Origin of the sequence: Bacillus sp. EB106-08-02-XG196 (genome assembly GCF_013396335.1) — a bacterium.
Taxonomy (GTDB): Bacteria; Bacillota; Bacilli; order Bacillales; family Cytobacillaceae; genus Neobacillus.
Map to the genome: position 1 here is coordinate 75,341 of NZ_JABWSY010000010.1, position 17,170 is coordinate 92,510.

Consider the following 17,170-nt stretch of genomic DNA (forward strand, 5'->3'; position numbering starts at 1 on the left):
CAAATATCCTCCAATCTTTTTAAAATTAATCTTCCATTTATATTTATATGGTAATATTCAGAAATGGAATGGGACAAAGTGTTATTTTATTACGATATAATGTTTTTTCCGCTTAAGCATATATATAAGGTTAAAGCTTTTTAAAATGCGAATGAAATCATCAATACGCCAAGATTACAAATATTAGTTATTGTGTGTAAAAAGGCACATCTGATATTCTAGTACTGTGTTATTTTTATTTATATAAAACATTTGGGGGTTAGATGAACTATGCAACTAACTTTGGAAAACACCAAAAATACCAAAGGCGACAAACTTCCATTTTCAAGGACTAATCCATTTTCAAGGACTAATCCATTTCAAGCGAAGGTCCTTAAAAATATTAATTTAAACGGATCAGGTTCTACCAAGGAAACAAGACATATTGAATTATCATTAAAAGGTTCAGGTCTTTCTTATAACCCTGGGGATGCACTTGGAGTTGTTCCTTCTAATGAACCAGAACTTGTGGCTTCCATTCTCAAAGAAATGCAATGGGATGAAGAAGAGGTTGTAGTTGTCGGAAAACAAGGGGAAACAATGCCGCTGAAGGAAGCGGTAACAAATTATTTTGAAATTACACTGTTGACTAGGAAGATTTTGCAACAGGCGGCTGCTCTGACAGAAAACGACGAATTACAAAAGCTTGTATTGGCTGAAAATGCGGATGAACTTAAGGAATACTGCTATGGGCGTGATTTGCTTGATATGCTTCGTGATTTTGGCCCTTGGAAGGCATCTGCACAGGATATCGTTTCATTATTAAGAAAAATGACTCCGCGTCTTTATTCGATTGCAAGCAGCAATGCAGCTAATCCAGATGAAGTTCATCTTACCATCGGTGCTGTACGGTACACGGCGTACGGCCGCGAGCGAAAAGGCGTTTGCTCCGTTTTATGTGCTGAACGAGTTCAGGAAGGGGATATGCTGCCGGTCTTTGTTCAAGCAAATAAACATTTCCATTTGCCGGAGTCCCAAGATAAAGATATTATCATGGTGGGGCCAGGGACAGGCATTGCACCATTCCGTTCTTTTATCCAGGAACGTGCAGTAAATAAAGCGGCTGGCCGTTCGTGGTTATTTTTTGGGGATCAGCACAGAGAGGTTGATTTCCTTTATCAAAATGAATTTGAAAAATATCAGCAAGATGGGATTTTGACAAGGATCGATACAGCATTCTCCCGTGACTCAGATCAAAAGGTATATGTACAGCATAAAATGCTTGAAAATAGTAAGGAATTATTTAAGTGGTTTGAAAATGGAGCTTACTTCTACGTTTGCGGAGATAAAGAACGTATGGCGAAGGACGTTAACGAAGCACTCATTAACGTGATCGAAAAAGAAGGCGCCATGTCACGAGAAGCAGCCGAAGCATATCTAAAAGATATGCAAAAGCAAGGACGCTATCAACGTGATGTCTATTAAGACCGTGGAAAGACCTTGGGGACGGTTCTTATGGCTTTAATAGATAAGATCCCAAGTTATAATATGACCATGAGAACTGTCCCCATGACAAACATCTGCATAAAAGTGCAGGTGTTTTTTGTTTGATTAACATTTGCAGGGTTAGTTATTCCTATTCTCTTGATGTAAATCAAGTTAAAGGGTTTAGAAGTATGATTGAATGATAAGTAAAGAATATATATATGATGGAGGGAATAAAAATGGCTGCCATACGGATAGAGAAAAATGAATTAATTCTAGAAGCTGGATTAGAGGATTTAAAAGAAATTATTGATGAGGCAACTGCTAATATCGATTTATATAAGGAAGAGATTGCAGTTATATACGAAAAGATGCCCAAATTTGATTACAAATATTTCTGTTTTTATGCCTATGCTACTTATCGTCTTTTGGAAAATTCATTGAAGTTCAATACAGATGAAGTCGGACATTTTCGTCTAATTGCACCAGAATCCTTTTATTACGCTTTTTACGGAATGATTGCTGCTTTGCACACCAGCCAAATGTAAATAAAGGATGAATTTCCTTGTAGCATTAAAAGGCAACTAGCCCAATCTAGGAGTTGCCTTTTTTTTGTTACCCCATTTTCTCTTTAATGAACGGACCTACGCTCAAAATGATTCATATCTGTTAGTTCAATGATATATTCATAATTATCAATAGCATGTATTTTCCTTAACAAGATACGGAAGATTCCAAATGAATGGTTGTTTTTTTTATGGAAGTATAATAAAATAACCTACAATACAGAGTAAACTAATGGGGATTTAATGATTTTATGAGACCATCGGTGAACCATCGGGACGGTTCTTATGGACTTATCTAGTTATAGTATGACTATAAGAACCGTCCCTATGACACCCATGATACGAAAGGCGGAAGGGCATTGAAACTTTACAGCTCCATTCTAGATTTAATTGGAAAAACTCCGATTGTTAAATTGAATAAATTACCTGATTCAGCAGGTGGGGAAGTTTATATAAAATTGGAATCGTTTAACCCTGGAGGAAGTGTAAAAGACCGTGCGTCCATTAATATGATTGAACGTGCAGAAAAAGAGGGTCAATTAATTCCAGGAAAGAGTACCGTTATTGAGCCTACTTCAGGTAATACTGGGATTGGAATTGCTATGGTATGTGCGGTAAAAGGGTATCGATGTATTATTACGATGCCTGATAATGCTACCTTAGAGCGTGTGAAAATTTTAAAAGCGTATGGAGCGGAAGTCCATCTAACTCCAGCAAGTCTGCGAATGCAAGGCGCTATAGATGAAGCAAACCGATTGGCTGAATCCATTAATGATAGTTTTATTCCTATGCAATTTGAGAATCCTGCAAATGCCGATGCTCATCGTGAAACGACTGCGGTTGAGATTCTAGAAGCCTTTGATGGGAAATTGGACGCCCTTGTGTTGACAGCAGGAACAGGTGGAACGGTAACAGGTGTAGGGGAAGAGCTGAAAAAGCATATCCCTAACTTAAAAATATATGTAGTAGAACCGTTCGGATCGCCTGTGTTATCAGGTGGTGAACCTGGGCCGCATAAAATCCCGGGAACTGGTCCTGGTTTCATTCCTAACATTTTAAATCGTTCTATTTTTGATGAAATTTTGCTCATTAAGGATGAAGATGCCCAAGTGACGGCACGCCGGCTTGCTGCAGAAGAAGGGATCTTTGTAGGTGCATCAGGAGCATCTTCTGCGTATTTTGCTGTCGAGGCAGCAAAAAAACTTCCATCTTCAGCAAGAGTACTTTGTTTAGCACCGGACACAGGAGAACGTTATCTGTCCTCTGACTTATTTCTGGCTTGATTTTACATAAAAAAGGCAGCTTCCCTCGAAGGATGCTGCCTTTTTTTATGCTTTTTTAAAACTGTGTTTCTACACTTATAGGAAACCCATATATATAAGAGTAAAAGCTAACAGGAGTAGATAGCATGGACAAACAAAGTAGCAAATTTAGATGGATTGTATTTGCTTCTGTATTGTGGACTTATGTATTAATGGCGAGCCAGCGAACTGCTCCGGGATTGATTACTGACCAAGTGATGATGGAGTTTAGTGTAACAGCGTCAACGATTGGGTTACTGACTAGTATTCAATTTTTTGTATATACTGGTTTGCAAATCCCGATGGGTATACTGGCTGACCGATATGGACCAAATCTCTTCTTAATCGCAGGTGCAATCTTAACGGGGTTAGGTACAATGATATATAGTTTAGGAACGCATGAATTTGTCCTGTTTTTTGCCAGAATCCTTACGGGGATAGGGGATGCGACGATTTGGGTTAATATGGTGTTGATATTGGGCCAATGGTTTAAAGTAAAGGAATTTGTTCGTTTAATTGGTTTTGCGGGAATGGCCGGAAGTCTTGGATTCCTCTTGGCAACTGTCCCGTTTACGGCATGGATTAGTTTACTAGGCTGGAGGCCAGCATTTTTTTCAGTAGGATTATTATTGTGCCTATGCGGGATACTTCTTTATTTCGTCCTCATAAAAAAACCAAAACAGCTTAATGACCCGGCAGGAGAAAAAATTAAGATTCACCGTGAAAAAACTTTGGCTTTACTTCGTAGAATCTTTTCGAATCGGCAGGCATGGGCCTTATTCTTTTGTCATTTTGGTATTGTAGGCGCATATGTAGGATTTATCGGTTCATGGGCTGTGCCATATGGGATGACTGTGTATGAAATGACCCGTTCAGATATGAGCCAGCTTATTATGATTGGTATGATTGGGGCACTTATGGGCGCTCCGCTGACTAGTTGGCTTTCAAGTCGTTTGGGAACAATTAAACGGCCATATGTTGTTGTTCATATCACTATTTTATTGTGTTGGGCAACCTTTCTTTTATTTAAAGGAAATCCCCCATTATTCATGCTCATTATGCTGTTATTCATTATTGGCTTTGGGTATGGAGCGAGCGCTTTAACCTTCGCGATCGTCCGTCAATCATTTTCGATAATAGATTCTGGTGTTGTCTCTGGTTTTGCGAATACGGGCGGTTTCCTAAGTGCGGTTCTGCTGCCAAGTATCTTTGGAATAGTATTGGATCATTTTCATGCTTCTCCAGGAAGTGTGGGTGATGGATACTTCTATGGTTTCATTACTCCAGTTATCTTCTCTATGATTGGCTTGATAGGAGTAATTTCTCTTAAGGAAAAACGTCAGGAAGCTATAGAACATTAAGGTAAACAGTACTCCATTTCGATAAAATTCTGCTGGCCTTTAGCGCTAGAACCATTGATATAGAGAGGTTTATTATAAAACTAATCAAACGTTTAATTGATATCAAATTTGGTCGGATAGTAGGAAAGAATGTATTTATCTAGTTTTTACAGAAAGAATGATCGGTTGTTTAATAAAAAGTAATTATTTCCTCGACAATTATTGCATGGGAAATTAGCCGGGAACTACTTTAAAAGAAGAGCTTCACCTGTTTTTAATCAAACGTTTAATTAGTGACTTTCATTAACAAATAAGTAGATTTATAGGAATTGATGTAGAATTTAATGTTTTTATAAAAGAGATGAACAATTAACTGAGATGTAATCGACAAGTTTTTTTCTTTTTAAAAAGGTAAATCCAGTTATGACGCGAATAGAGGCTGTTTTAATCAAACGTTTAATTAACAAATAATTGCAATGAAATTTGTTGATATATAAGTGTTAGTGATAGTACAAGTTTTTTTATCATCGAAATTTGCTAACAAAGAGACTGGGTATTTATAATAGGATAAGAGTACGCTTGTTTACAATCATGATTGAGTTAGAGTAGAATGATTACTTCTACTCTAATTTTTTTGAAATTTGTGGCCAGGAGAACCGTCCCCATGGTCTTGAGGTGATAAGATGATTCATACTTATTTAGGTCAAACGATTAGCTTTGAGCTAAGGTATAAAAACCGGACATCGATGAGCATTCATATAGATAGTAATGGTTATGTTGAAGTCCATGTTCCTAAAGGGATGTCGGATGAACGTGTGATTCTAGCATTAGAGGGAAAATGGGATTGGATTCAGCTAAAACTAAAAGAAATGAAGGCTAGAACCCTCGGACCAACGGTGAAAACCTATGAACATGGCGAGAGCTTTCTTTATTTAGGAAAAGAATATCCCATTCAGATTACTCAAGATACGGAAATCCAGCAAGACTATGCCGTATTTGAAGAGGAAAAGTTACATATATTTGTGAAACAACATGAAGATGAAAAAATAAAACAAGCTTTGAAACGATTTTACTATCAGCAGTGCAAAATGTTAGTAGAAAGAAGTATTAAATCCTATCAAAACAACTTCAAAATAAAACCAAGATCAATCAAAATTACAGATAATAAGACCAACTGGGGAACATGTGATTCCAAACTGCAGTTAACCTTTAATTGGAAACTGGCGATGGCACCACAAAAGGTGATTGACTATGTAGTCGTCCACGAAATGTGCCATATGGTTCATCTGAATCATGATCGCTCCTTTTGGCGTCTTGTGGGTAAAATAATACCTGATTATGAGCAGCAGGAGAACTGGTTAGCTTTATCAAGCTGGAAAATGACTGTCTAACATTTGAAACGGATATACTTGTGCTAGGCAAATAGCAATCATATTGGAGGATTATAAAAATGGAGAATAATGATATATTAATTCGATTACGGTATGCACTGGATATAAAAAATACAGATGTGGTAGAAATATTTAAACTTGGCGGAATTGATGTAACGAAAGATGACGTACTCAAAATACTGACAAAACCAAAAGACAGTTACGATGATGAAGATTACTATTATGATGATTTAACGGAGGATGAAGAGTACATTAAATGTACGAATAGTATGTTAGAGTCATTTCTCAATGGTTTTATTACTTTTAAAAGAGGCAGACAGGAACCAAGACCAGGACAACCTGATGCACCAGCGCCCACAAAGAGTAAGGAAAGTGTAAACAATATCCTGCTAAAGAAAGTGAAAATCGCATTATCATTAACAAGTGAGGATATGCTCGATATATTTGAAAAGGCAGGAATTACAGTAACAAAAGGGGAATTAAGCGCGATATTAAGAAAAGAGGGGCATAAGAATTATAAGCAGTGCCTTGATAAATACGCCAGAAATTTCTTGAAAGGCTTGGCTATTGTATATAGGTGAGTTCCATGAAGAGTATTCTAGTTGTTGATGACGATCAGCATATCCGTTATTTAGTTAAGGATTTATTAATGAAAGAGGGCTACAAGGTTTTAGAGGCAGCGGATGGAGCAGCGGGAATAAGGCTCGTTGAGAAGGAATTATGCGACTTGGCTATCATAGATATCATGATGCCGAAAATGGATGGGTACAGCATGACCGAAGAACTCCGTAAATTCAATGATATCCCTATCATTTTGCTTACTGCCAAAAGTCAAATTGAAGATAAGGAAAAGGGATATCAATCAGGCACAGATGACTATTTAGTAAAACCTTTTGAGCCGAAGGAATTGCTTTTTAGAGTAAATGCGCTGTTAAGAAGATACGGAAGATTAAATGAATCCGATATAAAAATAGGAAATCTTTTTATTAATAAAAAGAGCTATGAAGTGGAAATCGCTCAAAAAACGTATATGCTGCCTTTAAAGGAATTCGATCTACTGTATTTCCTTGCCTCGCACCCTAATCAGGTTTTCAATCGAAATCAATTGATTGAGCAAGTATGGGGATTGGAATATGAAGGAGACGAAAGGACAGTTGACGTTCATATTAAACGTTTAAGAGAAAGGTTTAAGCATGTATCTGAAGCGTTTTCCATCAAGACTATAAGAGGTGTAGGCTACTCCTTGGAGGTCCATTAAATGAAATCTCTTTATGGAAAGTTTGCTCTTACGACCATATTTATCATGGTGCTTAGCGGAGTTTTATCCTTTGTTATTTCAAATGTGTATTATCAACATTCGCTTAAATCCCAAAATGACCTTAAAATCACAAATATTGCATTGGAGATTTCGGAATATATTCAGAAGGATCCAAACATTGATTTGAATGATTACTTGGATCATATTGGGTCCATTGGTTATCAACTATATATCGTGAATGATCTTGGAAGGGAACAGTTTCATGGGACTCCATATCGGGAAGAAAACCTTCCAAAGAAGGCAATTGCCGCTGTTCATGCTGGTGATATCTATCATGGTATTGAGCATTTTCCACATAAGACATTTGTTACTGGATTCTTTGCCAATGAATTAAAGAATACTGTAGGAGTTCCTTTTACATACCAGCAACGAAAATTTGCCCTATTTATCCGTCCGGATATTAAAATGATGTTTAATGAGATGCATTTATTGTTTGCCTGGCTATTGCTTTCTTCCATTTTATTAAGTATTTTATTTGTTTTAATAAGCTCGAAATACTTAGTAAAACCGATAGTCAAATTAAATCAGGCAACCAAAACACTTGCTGAGGGAAATTTCACGATTCATTTGGATATTAATCGCAAAGATGAAATAGGTGACTTAGCCGGAAGCTTTATGAATATGTCAAGAAAGCTGGCTAAGGTAGATCAGTTACGAAAAGAGTTTATATCAAATGTCTCCCATGATATCCAATCTCCGATCACGAATATAAAAGGGTATATGAACTTATTAGATGATGAGGAAATTTCCTATGAGAAAAAGCAAAATCACATAAAAGTCATCCATTCGGAACTCAATCGTTTATCTACTCTTTCAAAACAGCTGCTACTTCTCTCTTCGATTGAAAGCAAGAAGGATTTAATGGACGTAAAAGAATTCAATGTGGCCGAACAAATTAAAAGTGTTATTCAGCAATATCGCTGGAGAATAACTGAAAAGGAACTTATGCTAAGCTATTCCCTCCCAGAGACAAAAATGAAGGGGGATCCTTTTTTGTTATATTCGGTGTGGGAAAACCTATTAACCAATGCAATAAAATATAATGTGGAGAATGGCAGTATTGATATTATCGTAACGAGTCTGAATGACTCCATTGAAGTCCAATTTAAGGATTCAGGAATCGGATTGGCAGTTGAACAAATAGAGCGAATCTATGACCGTTTTTACCGTGGAGACCCTTCAAGGACTAAAGCTGTGGAAGGGACAGGATTGGGTCTATCAATCGTTCAAAGTATTGTACAATTGCATCAAGGAAAAATAGTTGTGGAAAGTGGTAAAGATAGCGGCACTACTTTTACAGTAAATCTTCCATCCAAAGATCCAGACACAAGTAACCTTTAGAATTAGCAGCTATTCTATGTAACTAGAATTTAGGGCCATTCCTCGTGAATGGTCTTTTTGCGTAGAACAGAAAAGATTTTAGATAAAGTTGCAAACAGTTTAAATGTAACTTCCTGTTCATCGTCAGTTCACATGGCAATTATATACTAAGGATGTCAAAAAGAGATCGGGAGGAATTAAGATGAACATGGCTTGGAAAGAAATTAAAAAAAATAAAGTAAGGTTTTTGATTTTAGGTTCAATCGTTTTTCTCGTTAGTTTATTAACGTTTATTATATCTGGTTTAGCAAATGGGCTATCACAAGACAATGCTGCATTAATTAAAGATTTACCAAGCGGGCAATTTTATATGAATGAAGATGCAGACGAAACCTATAATCTGTCAAAAATAGATACCCGTATACAGGATAATATCTTAAACAAAAAGAAGGATGCTGTAGCATTATCCATTCAAATGGGCTTCTTAAATGACGAGAAGGGTAAGCAGCGAAGCGTCGCCTTTGTTACATCGACAGATTCAAGGTTATTTAACAATGTTAAAAATGGAGAAATTGTGCTTGATCGCTCATTGGAGGATGAAGGTATAAAGATTGGAGATACCTTAACGAATAATCAATATAGTGGAAAGTTTGTTGTAAAAAGTTTTGTCGACCAAAAGAAATACAGCCATGCCCCTGTCGCTACTATCAGTATCGAGGACTACAGAGAAATTTACAGAGTCGGAGAAATGCAATTGGTTTTCGTACCGGGTGGGGATTCCCCGCAGGAAATCGCTGGATTACAATCTTTCACGAAAAAAGATTTTCTCAATACCATTCCGAGTTATAGTGCAGAACAAATGTCTTTAAATATGATTGTTTGGTTTTTAGTTATCATTAGCGGAATGTTGTTTGCTATATTTTTCTACATGATGAATGTTCAAAAAGTTGGCTTATACGGTATTTTAAAGGCAATCGGTGTAAAAACAAGTACGTTGTTCAAAATGATGTGGACACAAATGGTTTTTATTACAGTTATTGCGCTTGCCCTATCTGTTACATTGAGTCAAGTTTTTAATTTGATTGCACCTGAAGGAATGCCTTTTAGTTTAACCCCTGAAACAACATTTCAATTATCGGTAGTCTTCCTAATAATCGGATTTATTGGAGCTACGCTATCAGGTGTACAAATAAGAAAAGTAGAGCCATTACAAGCGATTCAACAAGGAGAGGTTTAATATGGCAGTATTTACGATTAATGAAGTTAGAAAAACATTTACGAATGGTGAAGTGAAGGAAGAAATACTAAAAGGGATTAATCTATCTCTTAGAGAAGGGGAGATAACAGCATTAGTGGGTGCATCAGGTTCGGGTAAAAGTACACTCCTTACAATCGCTGCAGGGCTTCAACCTGCATCAGATGGACAAGTAATATTCGAAGGTGAAAATATGATGACCATGGGTTCAGAGCAGGTTCGGAAGATACGAGCAAGTAAATTCGGTTTCGTCTTTCAATTTGCCCATCTTGTTCCTTTTCTCACGGTAGAAGAACAACTGCTGCTTATACTGGATGTTTCTGGATCGAAATTAAAGAAACATGAACAAAAAAAAGAAATTGATAAAATACTAAAATTAGTTGGAATGGAGCATCGGAAAAATGCTTATCCGTCTTCCTTGTCAGGCGGGGAAAAACAACGCGTTGCCATTGCTCGTGCAATCATCCATAAACCTAAAGTTCTCTTCGCAGATGAACCAACGGCAAGTTTAGATTCAAAAAGGTCTAAGGATGTTATGTCGTTAATCCGAGATTTAACGAAAACGCTGAACATTACGACCCTAATGGTTACACATGACGAAGAAATGCTGGCATTTGTTGATCATGTAATTAAAATGAGCGATGGACAGGTTTTGCAAAGTGCAGGTGAAAATCTATAGATTTCTTACCAGTTTAAATGTAAAACCTCTTACCTGCGGATTTCTGTCGCTTACCTGCATAATTCTCCTCTTTACCTGCGGAGATATCCTTTGTTTACCTGCCTAATCAATTCCTCGGTCAAACTTGGTGATGAAATAGCCATGCCACGGCCTGGCTTAGGTAACTAAATTCCCTGTAAATGGTTAATCTGTCTGTTTTTTGAAACCAACCGAGTCTGAATGCGCCTGCGCTAAACAATAACATAGCCACATAATAAAGCAAAGCCCTGTAAAGTGACATTGTCATCTTACAGGGCTTTTAGATTAGTCTTCTACAATATCTTTACGATTTTTCTTGAAAATCTTAGATAGTACTTCATAAACAATTGGGACAACAATTAGTGTTAATAAGGTTGAACTTGCTAAACCGCCGATAACGGTTATACCAAGACCCTTCGAGATTAAACCGCCGCCGCCTGAGCCAATGGCTAATGGGATTAGTGCTCCAATGGTTGCGATAGCAGTCATTAGGATTGGACGCAAACGAGTTGCGCCAGCTTCTAGTACAGCTTCTCGCATCGTCATGCCATCACGTTCCATATGAATAATCCTATCAACGAGTACAATCGCATTCGTAACAACGATACCGATTAACATCAACAGACCCATCATGACAGATACAGAAATGGTTTCACCTGCGATTAATAAACCAACAAATGAACCAATCACTGCAAATGGTAATGAGAAGAGGATCGCAAACGGTGCGACACCTTCACGGAAGGTTACAACTAGGATAAAGTATACAATCGCGATTGCTGCAAGCATGGCCATACCAAGCTGTGTAAAGGTCTCGGTCATATCTGCCTGGACGCCGGCAACGCCGATCGTAACACCTTTCGGTAAATCTAATTTATCAATTTCCTTATCTACTTCAGCTGTTGCTTTTGAAATATCCTTATCAAGGATGGTTCCTGAAACCGTTGCATAGTATTCACCTTTGCTGCGTGCAAGGGTATTTAATGTTGTACCTTTTTCAACGGTTACCAGTTCTGATAGCGGCATGGTCGTACCAAGCGCTGTCGGTACTTGTGTTGCTAAAATATCGTCAATGGATTTTGGCTGCGCAGCTTGTTCCTGCTGAACGATAACTTCTAATTCATTACCATCTTTTTCAATCGTTGTTAATACATCTAGAGTTTTTGTTGGGTTTAACATCATGACGATTTGACCGGTTGTTAAACCATATTGGAGTAATTCATCTTGTTCTACTTTGAATGTATATTCCACGTAAGCTTCCTCAGCACTTGAAGAAACATCTTCTAGGCCGTCATTTTTACTCAGAACGCCTTCCACCATTTTTACAGCTTCATTTAGTTTATCTAAATCTTCACTGTAGAAAGTGTAGCTAACTTTATTTGTAGACATCGACATAGCAGCGAAATTTTGACTCTTCCACTCGCCAGTCTGACCTATGTTAAATACATATTCTTCAATTTCTTCACGGACTTCCGGGAAGTTATCCATTTCTGGGTCAAAGATTAGGTACATTAATGCACCATCTCCGCCGCCGCCCATCATTGCGGCCATCGGGTCTCCAGCTTCGGTTACAGATATCTGAACGATATCAATATCATCACGTTTTAGCATTTCTTCCTCTACTGCTTCAACGTTTGCTAATGTTTCATCCTTTAGCTCGCCAGCTTTTGGTGTGTACGTTAAGTACATAACCTTTTCTTCTTCACTGCCCATAAAGCTAAAACCGATTAATGGTGTTAACGCCAAGCTGCCTGCTAACAAAACAACTGCAATAACAGAGGTAATCACTTTATGGTTAAGTGTCCATCCAAGGATGCCTTTGTACCAGTTTGCTAATTTACCAGCTTCTTTATGGCTGCTTTCTGTTTTTTCACTATATAACTTTTTCTTAAATAAGAAGTGAGACAACGCAGGAACAATTGTAATCGCAACAATTAATGAAGCGCCAAGAGCAAATGTCATCGTTAATGCGAACGGCATAAATAGCTCACCAACCATACCGCCAACAAAGATAAGAGGTGCAAATACTGCAACCGTTACTAATGTTGAAGACAGGATTGGTTTGAACATTTCGATTGTCGCTTCACGGACAAGCGCACGACCTGATAATTTTTCTTCTTTTAAATGTAGACGTCGATATATATTTTCAACTACTACGATTGAGTCATCGATTACACGGCCGATGGCAACCGTAACGGCGCCGAGCGTCATGATATTGAGTGTAATTTCCATCCAGTTAAGCAATAGGAATGCCATGAAAATGGAAACTGGAATTGAAACGATTGAAATAATGGTTGATTTAAAATCGCGTAGGAATAAAAGTATAATTAGTACCGCAATTAAACCACCAAATAATGCTTTTTCAACCATCGTTTTAACGGATTCTTCAATTGGTGCACCTTGGTCAAGTGATACATCGATGACCAGACCATCAATTTTTTCCTTTTGTTCCTTGATTAAATCCTTTACACTGTTTACAACATCTACAGTGTTTGCTTCTTGACCTTTGACAATTTGAATGGCAATGGCATTTTCACCATTTGTACGTGAAATCGATTGTACTTTCCCTACTAATTCAATTTCAGCAATGTCACTAAGCTTCACAAATGGTAAAGGCTGTGCTGCTGATGGTGTTACAGGAATAAGCATTTCCTTTAATTCATCAGCGGTCATGAACTTACCATCTATGGCTACAGCTTGTTCGCCTTCTTCAAATTCGTACAGACCTAATGAAACCGCAAGGTCACTTGCTTGAATCATTTGTTTTACCGTATCTTCTTTCAAGCCAAATTGAGCCATTTTTGCTTCGTCATACGTAAGCTGAACTTCCTCAATATGCTGACCTGTAATGGTTGCAGAAGCAACACCAGCAATTTTCTCGACTTTTGGAAGAATAATTTCCTCAACGGTTGACGTTAATTCAACGATATCCTCAGTTGTGCTGCTAATACTTAGTGCCATAACTGGCATCATGTTCATGCTAATCGCTGTAATGATTGGTTCTTGTGCATTTTCGGGCAGCTTCACGGACTCTAATGCAGATTTTAATGCACGATTTGCTTCGTCCATATCTTCACCGTATTCGTATTCCACTTGAAGACTAGCCATGTTAGCATTTGAATTGGAATATACGGATTTTACACCTTTTAAGTTTTCTATCGCTTTCTCTAAAGGTTTGGAGACATCTTCCATTACTTGCTCTGGAGTTGCCCCAGGATATACATCCATTACCATTAGATATGGAATTGAAATATCTGGAATGGTTTCCATATTCATTTTTGTACCTGAATAAATACCAGATACCGTAATGATGATTGTAAGTAACCATACTGCTAGTTTGTTTCCAAGAACAAAGTTGACTAAACCTTTCACGATTACACCTACCCTTAATTGACTTATCTAACCCATTTACTTATAATACTGACTAACCGGTCATCTGTCAATGATTGAACCTAGGAGTGAAGAATGAAGTATGAAGAAACAGTTAATAATGGAAAAGGCAATAGAACTCTTTGCTAAACAGGGTTTTGAAGCTACATCTGTCCAACAGATAACAGAACATTGCGGCATTTCCAAAGGTGCCTTTTATCTATCTTTTAAGTCAAAAGATGAATTAATTATCGAGATAATCGATCACTTTATGATTCAGTTCACCTCTGAAATTGACTATCTAGTCAGAAATGCGAAGGATGGAGAAAATCTACTGTATAAATTTTATTATGCGATATTCAACTCATTTCAAAAGCATTCTGATTTTGGAAAAATACTAATCAAGGAGCAATCTCGTTCTTTTAATGAGGATTTCATCGTGAAAATGCGTTACTACGACAGATTGATGGATAAAACGATTCTTTCGATGGTAGAGTGTTTGTATGGAGATGATGAAGTAAAAGAGATAAAATATGATTTAGTATTTTGTATAAAAGGCTTTATGAGTATGTATTCTCAGCTATTTTTGTTTTATAACGTACCATTAGATCTGGATTTGTTGTCAAAATCGTTGGTGGAAAAAACAAATCTGCTTGCTAGGAACTCCACCATTCCTTTTATTTCAAAAGGGCTGATCAATGTGATGGAAGAACCGACATTGGAGAATTTTACAAAAGAAAAGATTCTCTTACTAATGGATCAAGAAATAAAAGAAATGGAAGAGTCTATAGAAAAGGAATCTTTAGTACTGTTAAAACAGCAGCTGCATGAACCAACATTTGGTAGGGCGATTGTTAAAGGGTTACTAAAAAATATCCGAAATCATCCTCAAACCAAATGGATTTCATATTTACTGGGTAGTTTTTTTGATATGTAGACTTAAAGGTGGGCTAAAGGTGTTTATTTTAACAGAGGCTGCAAAAGCAGAAATACAAAATCGGTTGGAGTTATCAGATTCTGCTAAGTTTATCCGATTACAAATGCGTAAAAGTTGTTTTATGAAGGTGAAATTGACATTAGAAGAAACGATTCAAGAAAATGATAGTGAGATAGTTAAAGATGCCTTAAATTTCATCATCGACAAAGGTGAATGTCATTATTTTCGTGATAAAAAACTAGATTTCATCCCGGATCAAACAGGTTTTAAACAGTTTGAAGTAATTTAATATTCTCTAAACGATAAAGAGCTCATTCTAAAAAAGATGAGTTCTTTTTTATTTTGCAATAGAAATGCAACTCACTTTGTAGGGATAATGAAGTCAATTTTATTGACATACTAATAGTTGCGAGGTAGTATAAGTACATCGATTAGATATTTACGAACGCCGTTCGACAATGGCGAATGAAAGAAGGAAGATGATGTCTGAACGTTTAATTCAATCGATAGAAAGGGCAGCGGATGTCCTAGAATTGTTTTTGACTACAAGTCCAGAGCTAAGTGTTAAAGAGATAAGTGAAAAGCTTCAATTATCAAAAAGCACTGTTCATGGAATTATTAAGACTTTGGAACATAGAGGTTATTTGCAGCAGAATCCAGAGGATTTGAAGTATAAGCTGGGGATTAAACTTTTCACATTAGGTAACTTTGTAGGTAAACATCTCGATATTGGAAATATAGCAAGACCTATTATTAGAGATTTGGCGGATGAATTAAATGAAACCGTTCACCTAGTTACATTACAGCGCGATGAAGTTGTTTATATTGAAAAAGTAGAAGGGCCAAGAGCTCTTACGATTTACTCCCATATTGGAAAACGAGCACCTGTTCATTGTACAGGTGTGGGGAAGGCAATACTTGCTCATCTAAGTGAAAAAGACGTTGATAGGCTGTTATCAGAAGCAAGTTTAAAAGCATTTACAGAGTATACAATGACAGATGTTAAAGAAATAAAAAAACATTTAGTTTCTGTTCGTGAGACTGGCTATGCTGTTGATGATGAAGAAATCGAGTTGGGGCTGAAATGTATCGCCGCACCGATATTTAATCATAAAGGAAATGTAATCGCTTCAATTAGCTGTGCAGCTCCTAAAATGCGACTGGATGAAGAAATGCTCCCTAAAGTCATAGCGGGGATTAAGAGAGCTGCATCTGAGATTTCAAGTTCGTTAGGGTACAAAGGGAATTCCTATTAAAAGGAAGTTAGAGTAAAAAACATACAAAAATAAAGTAATTTCTAGGAGGAGAATTATTTTGTCAAAAGTTAAAGTTGCTGTTCTTGGCTCAGGTAACATTGGTACAGATTTAATGATTAAGCTTGGTCGTTCTGAATTACTAGAATTGACTGCAGTAATTGGGATTGACCCACAATCAGACGGTTTACGCCGTGCAAGAGAAATGGGGTATGCAGGGGTTGCAACTGGGATTGATGGTTTTCTAGCAGATCCTGAACTAGAAGCCGATATCGTTTTTGATGCTACTTCTGCAAAAGCTCATCTTTATAATGCAAATGTGTTAAAAGAAGCGGGGATTAAAGTAATTGATATGACACCAGCTGCGGTGGGTCCATATGTCTGTGCGGCAGTTAATATTGACGAGCATTTAGAAAAAGATAATATCAATTTGATTACATGCGGCGGTCAGGCTACCATCCCAATGGTTCATGCTGTAAACCGTGTAAGTCCAGTAGAATATGCTGAAATCGTTGCGACCATTTCTAGTAAAAGTGCTGGCCCGGGTACTCGTGCTAATATCGATGAATTTACCGAAACAACTTCCCGTGCGATTGAAGTAGTCGGTGGAGCGAAAAAAGGAAAGGCAATTATGATCTTAAACCCTGCTGAACCTCCAATCATGATGCGCGATACAGTCTATACCCTTGTAGAAGAAGGAAAAGTGGACGAAGAAGGTATTAGAAAATCCATTGCGGAAATGACAGAAGTTGTTCAATCCTATGTTCCGGGTTATCGGCTACGTACCGAACCTATTTTCGAAGGTAATAAAGTAACGATTTTTATTCAAGTAGAAGGTGCTGGTGATTACCTGCCAAAATACTCAGGAAACCTTGATATTATGACAGCTGCTGGTGTGAAGATTGCCGAAGAGTTTGCTAAAAACCTATTAAAGAAAGAAACAGTTTAAGCTGTAGAAAGGG

16 protein-coding genes are annotated in these 17,170 nt (G+C 37.3%); 14 read left to right on the forward strand and 2 right to left on the reverse strand.

Translation table 11 applies throughout. The features are described from left to right. Positions 1-270: 270 nt before the first annotated feature. On the forward strand, positions 271-1,464 hold the full coding sequence (locus tag MLOOGBEN_RS16510; protein ID WP_179159368.1) for a sulfite reductase subunit alpha: 1,194 nt from the start codon (positions 271-273) through the stop codon (positions 1,462-1,464). Positions 1,465-1,703: 239 nt separating this feature from the next. Then, positions 1,704-2,012, forward strand: coding sequence for a hypothetical protein (locus MLOOGBEN_RS16515; RefSeq protein WP_179159369.1), 309 nt, complete (start codon positions 1,704-1,706; stop codon positions 2,010-2,012). An 83-nt stretch (positions 2,013-2,095) separates the two neighbouring features. Here MLOOGBEN_RS16515 and MLOOGBEN_RS29730 read toward each other — a convergent pair whose 3' ends face one another. After that, complete coding sequence (locus MLOOGBEN_RS29730; RefSeq protein ID WP_179159370.1) at positions 2,096-2,185, reverse strand: DUF3896 family protein; 90 nt, start codon at positions 2,183-2,185, stop codon at positions 2,096-2,098. Positions 2,186-2,389: 204 nt separating this feature from the next. On the opposite strand from MLOOGBEN_RS29730, the gene cysK reads away from it, so the two are divergent. The 8 genes from cysK (at position 2,390) to MLOOGBEN_RS16560 (ending at position 10,634) form a co-directional block, all read left to right on the forward strand. Beyond that, positions 2,390-3,313: a cysteine synthase A gene (gene cysK, locus MLOOGBEN_RS16525; protein ID WP_179159371.1), complete on the forward strand. Its 924-nt coding sequence runs from the start codon at positions 2,390-2,392 to the stop codon at positions 3,311-3,313. Between the two features lie 125 nt (positions 3,314-3,438). Beyond that, positions 3,439-4,692 carry an MFS transporter gene (locus MLOOGBEN_RS16530; protein WP_179159372.1) on the forward strand — a complete coding sequence of 418 codons (1,254 nt, stop codon included), beginning with the start codon at positions 3,439-3,441 and terminating at the stop codon, positions 4,690-4,692. Between the two features lie 662 nt (positions 4,693-5,354). Further along, positions 5,355-6,062 (forward strand): M48 family metallopeptidase, encoded by a 708-nt coding sequence (locus MLOOGBEN_RS16535; protein WP_179159373.1) that lies wholly within the window; start codon positions 5,355-5,357, stop codon positions 6,060-6,062. 53 nt (positions 6,063-6,115) lie between these two features. After that, the gene (locus MLOOGBEN_RS16540) at positions 6,116-6,643 is read left to right on the forward strand and encodes a YehS family protein (protein WP_368737797.1); all 528 of its coding nucleotides are present in this window, start codon (positions 6,116-6,118) and stop codon (positions 6,641-6,643) included. 5 nt (positions 6,644-6,648) lie between these two features. After that, the gene (locus MLOOGBEN_RS16545) at positions 6,649-7,320 is read left to right on the forward strand and encodes a response regulator transcription factor (RefSeq protein ID WP_179159375.1); all 672 of its coding nucleotides are present in this window, start codon (positions 6,649-6,651) and stop codon (positions 7,318-7,320) included. Then, entirely contained in the window at positions 7,321-8,721 is a 1,401-nt protein-coding gene (locus MLOOGBEN_RS16550; protein ID WP_179159376.1) for a HAMP domain-containing sensor histidine kinase, read from the forward strand. A gap of 181 nt (positions 8,722-8,902) precedes the next feature. Then, on the forward strand, positions 8,903-9,937 hold the full coding sequence (locus tag MLOOGBEN_RS16555; RefSeq protein ID WP_179159377.1) for an ABC transporter permease: 1,035 nt from the start codon (positions 8,903-8,905) through the stop codon (positions 9,935-9,937). Between the two features lies 1 nt (position 9,938). Further along, on the forward strand, positions 9,939-10,634 hold the full coding sequence (locus MLOOGBEN_RS16560) for an ABC transporter ATP-binding protein (RefSeq protein WP_179159378.1): 696 nt from the start codon (positions 9,939-9,941) through the stop codon (positions 10,632-10,634). 303 nt (positions 10,635-10,937) lie between these two features. Here the strand turns inward: MLOOGBEN_RS16560 and MLOOGBEN_RS16565 are convergent, their stop codons facing one another. Continuing rightward, complete coding sequence (locus MLOOGBEN_RS16565) at positions 10,938-14,021, reverse strand: efflux RND transporter permease subunit (protein ID WP_179159379.1); 3,084 nt, start codon at positions 14,019-14,021, stop codon at positions 10,938-10,940. A gap of 100 nt (positions 14,022-14,121) precedes the next feature. Here MLOOGBEN_RS16565 and MLOOGBEN_RS16570 point away from each other — a divergent pair, with 100 nt between their 5' ends. From MLOOGBEN_RS16570 to MLOOGBEN_RS16585, 4 genes are all read left to right on the forward strand, one after another. After that, a complete protein-coding gene (locus MLOOGBEN_RS16570; protein WP_179159380.1) occupies positions 14,122-14,955 on the forward strand; it encodes a TetR/AcrR family transcriptional regulator in 834 nt (277 codons plus the stop codon). A 19-nt stretch (positions 14,956-14,974) separates the two neighbouring features. Continuing rightward, a complete protein-coding gene (locus MLOOGBEN_RS16575; RefSeq protein ID WP_179159381.1) occupies positions 14,975-15,244 on the forward strand; it encodes an iron-sulfur cluster biosynthesis in 270 nt (89 codons plus the stop codon). A 193-nt stretch (positions 15,245-15,437) separates the two neighbouring features. Next, entirely contained in the window at positions 15,438-16,211 is a 774-nt protein-coding gene (locus MLOOGBEN_RS16580; protein WP_179159382.1) for an IclR family transcriptional regulator, read from the forward strand. Positions 16,212-16,269: 58 nt separating this feature from the next. Continuing rightward, on the forward strand, positions 16,270-17,157 hold the full coding sequence (locus MLOOGBEN_RS16585; RefSeq protein WP_179159383.1) for an acetaldehyde dehydrogenase (acetylating): 888 nt from the start codon (positions 16,270-16,272) through the stop codon (positions 17,155-17,157). The last annotated feature ends 13 nt before the right edge of the window (positions 17,158-17,170 follow it).

Bases quoted from the DNA above. Each gene is read 5' to 3' on its own strand.
- MLOOGBEN_RS16545 (WP_179159375.1), top strand. From the start codon at position 6,649: ATGAAGAGTATTCTAGTTGTTGATGACGATCAGCATATCCGTTATTTA.
- MLOOGBEN_RS16515 (WP_179159369.1), top strand. From the start codon at position 1,704: ATGGCTGCCATACGGATAGAGAAAAATGAATTAATTCTAGAAGCTGGA.
- MLOOGBEN_RS16535 (WP_179159373.1), top strand. From the start codon at position 5,355: ATGATTCATACTTATTTAGGTCAAACGATTAGCTTTGAGCTAAGGTAT.
- MLOOGBEN_RS16510 (WP_179159368.1), top strand. From the start codon at position 271: ATGCAACTAACTTTGGAAAACACCAAAAATACCAAAGGCGACAAACTT.
- MLOOGBEN_RS16560 (WP_179159378.1), top strand. From the start codon at position 9,939: ATGGCAGTATTTACGATTAATGAAGTTAGAAAAACATTTACGAATGGT.
- MLOOGBEN_RS16530 (WP_179159372.1), top strand. From the start codon at position 3,439: ATGGACAAACAAAGTAGCAAATTTAGATGGATTGTATTTGCTTCTGTA.
- MLOOGBEN_RS16550 (WP_179159376.1), top strand. From the start codon at position 7,321: ATGAAATCTCTTTATGGAAAGTTTGCTCTTACGACCATATTTATCATG.
- MLOOGBEN_RS16555 (WP_179159377.1), top strand. From the start codon at position 8,903: ATGAACATGGCTTGGAAAGAAATTAAAAAAAATAAAGTAAGGTTTTTG.
- MLOOGBEN_RS16580 (WP_179159382.1), top strand. From the start codon at position 15,438: ATGTCTGAACGTTTAATTCAATCGATAGAAAGGGCAGCGGATGTCCTA.
- MLOOGBEN_RS16570 (WP_179159380.1), top strand. From the start codon at position 14,122: ATGAAGAAACAGTTAATAATGGAAAAGGCAATAGAACTCTTTGCTAAA.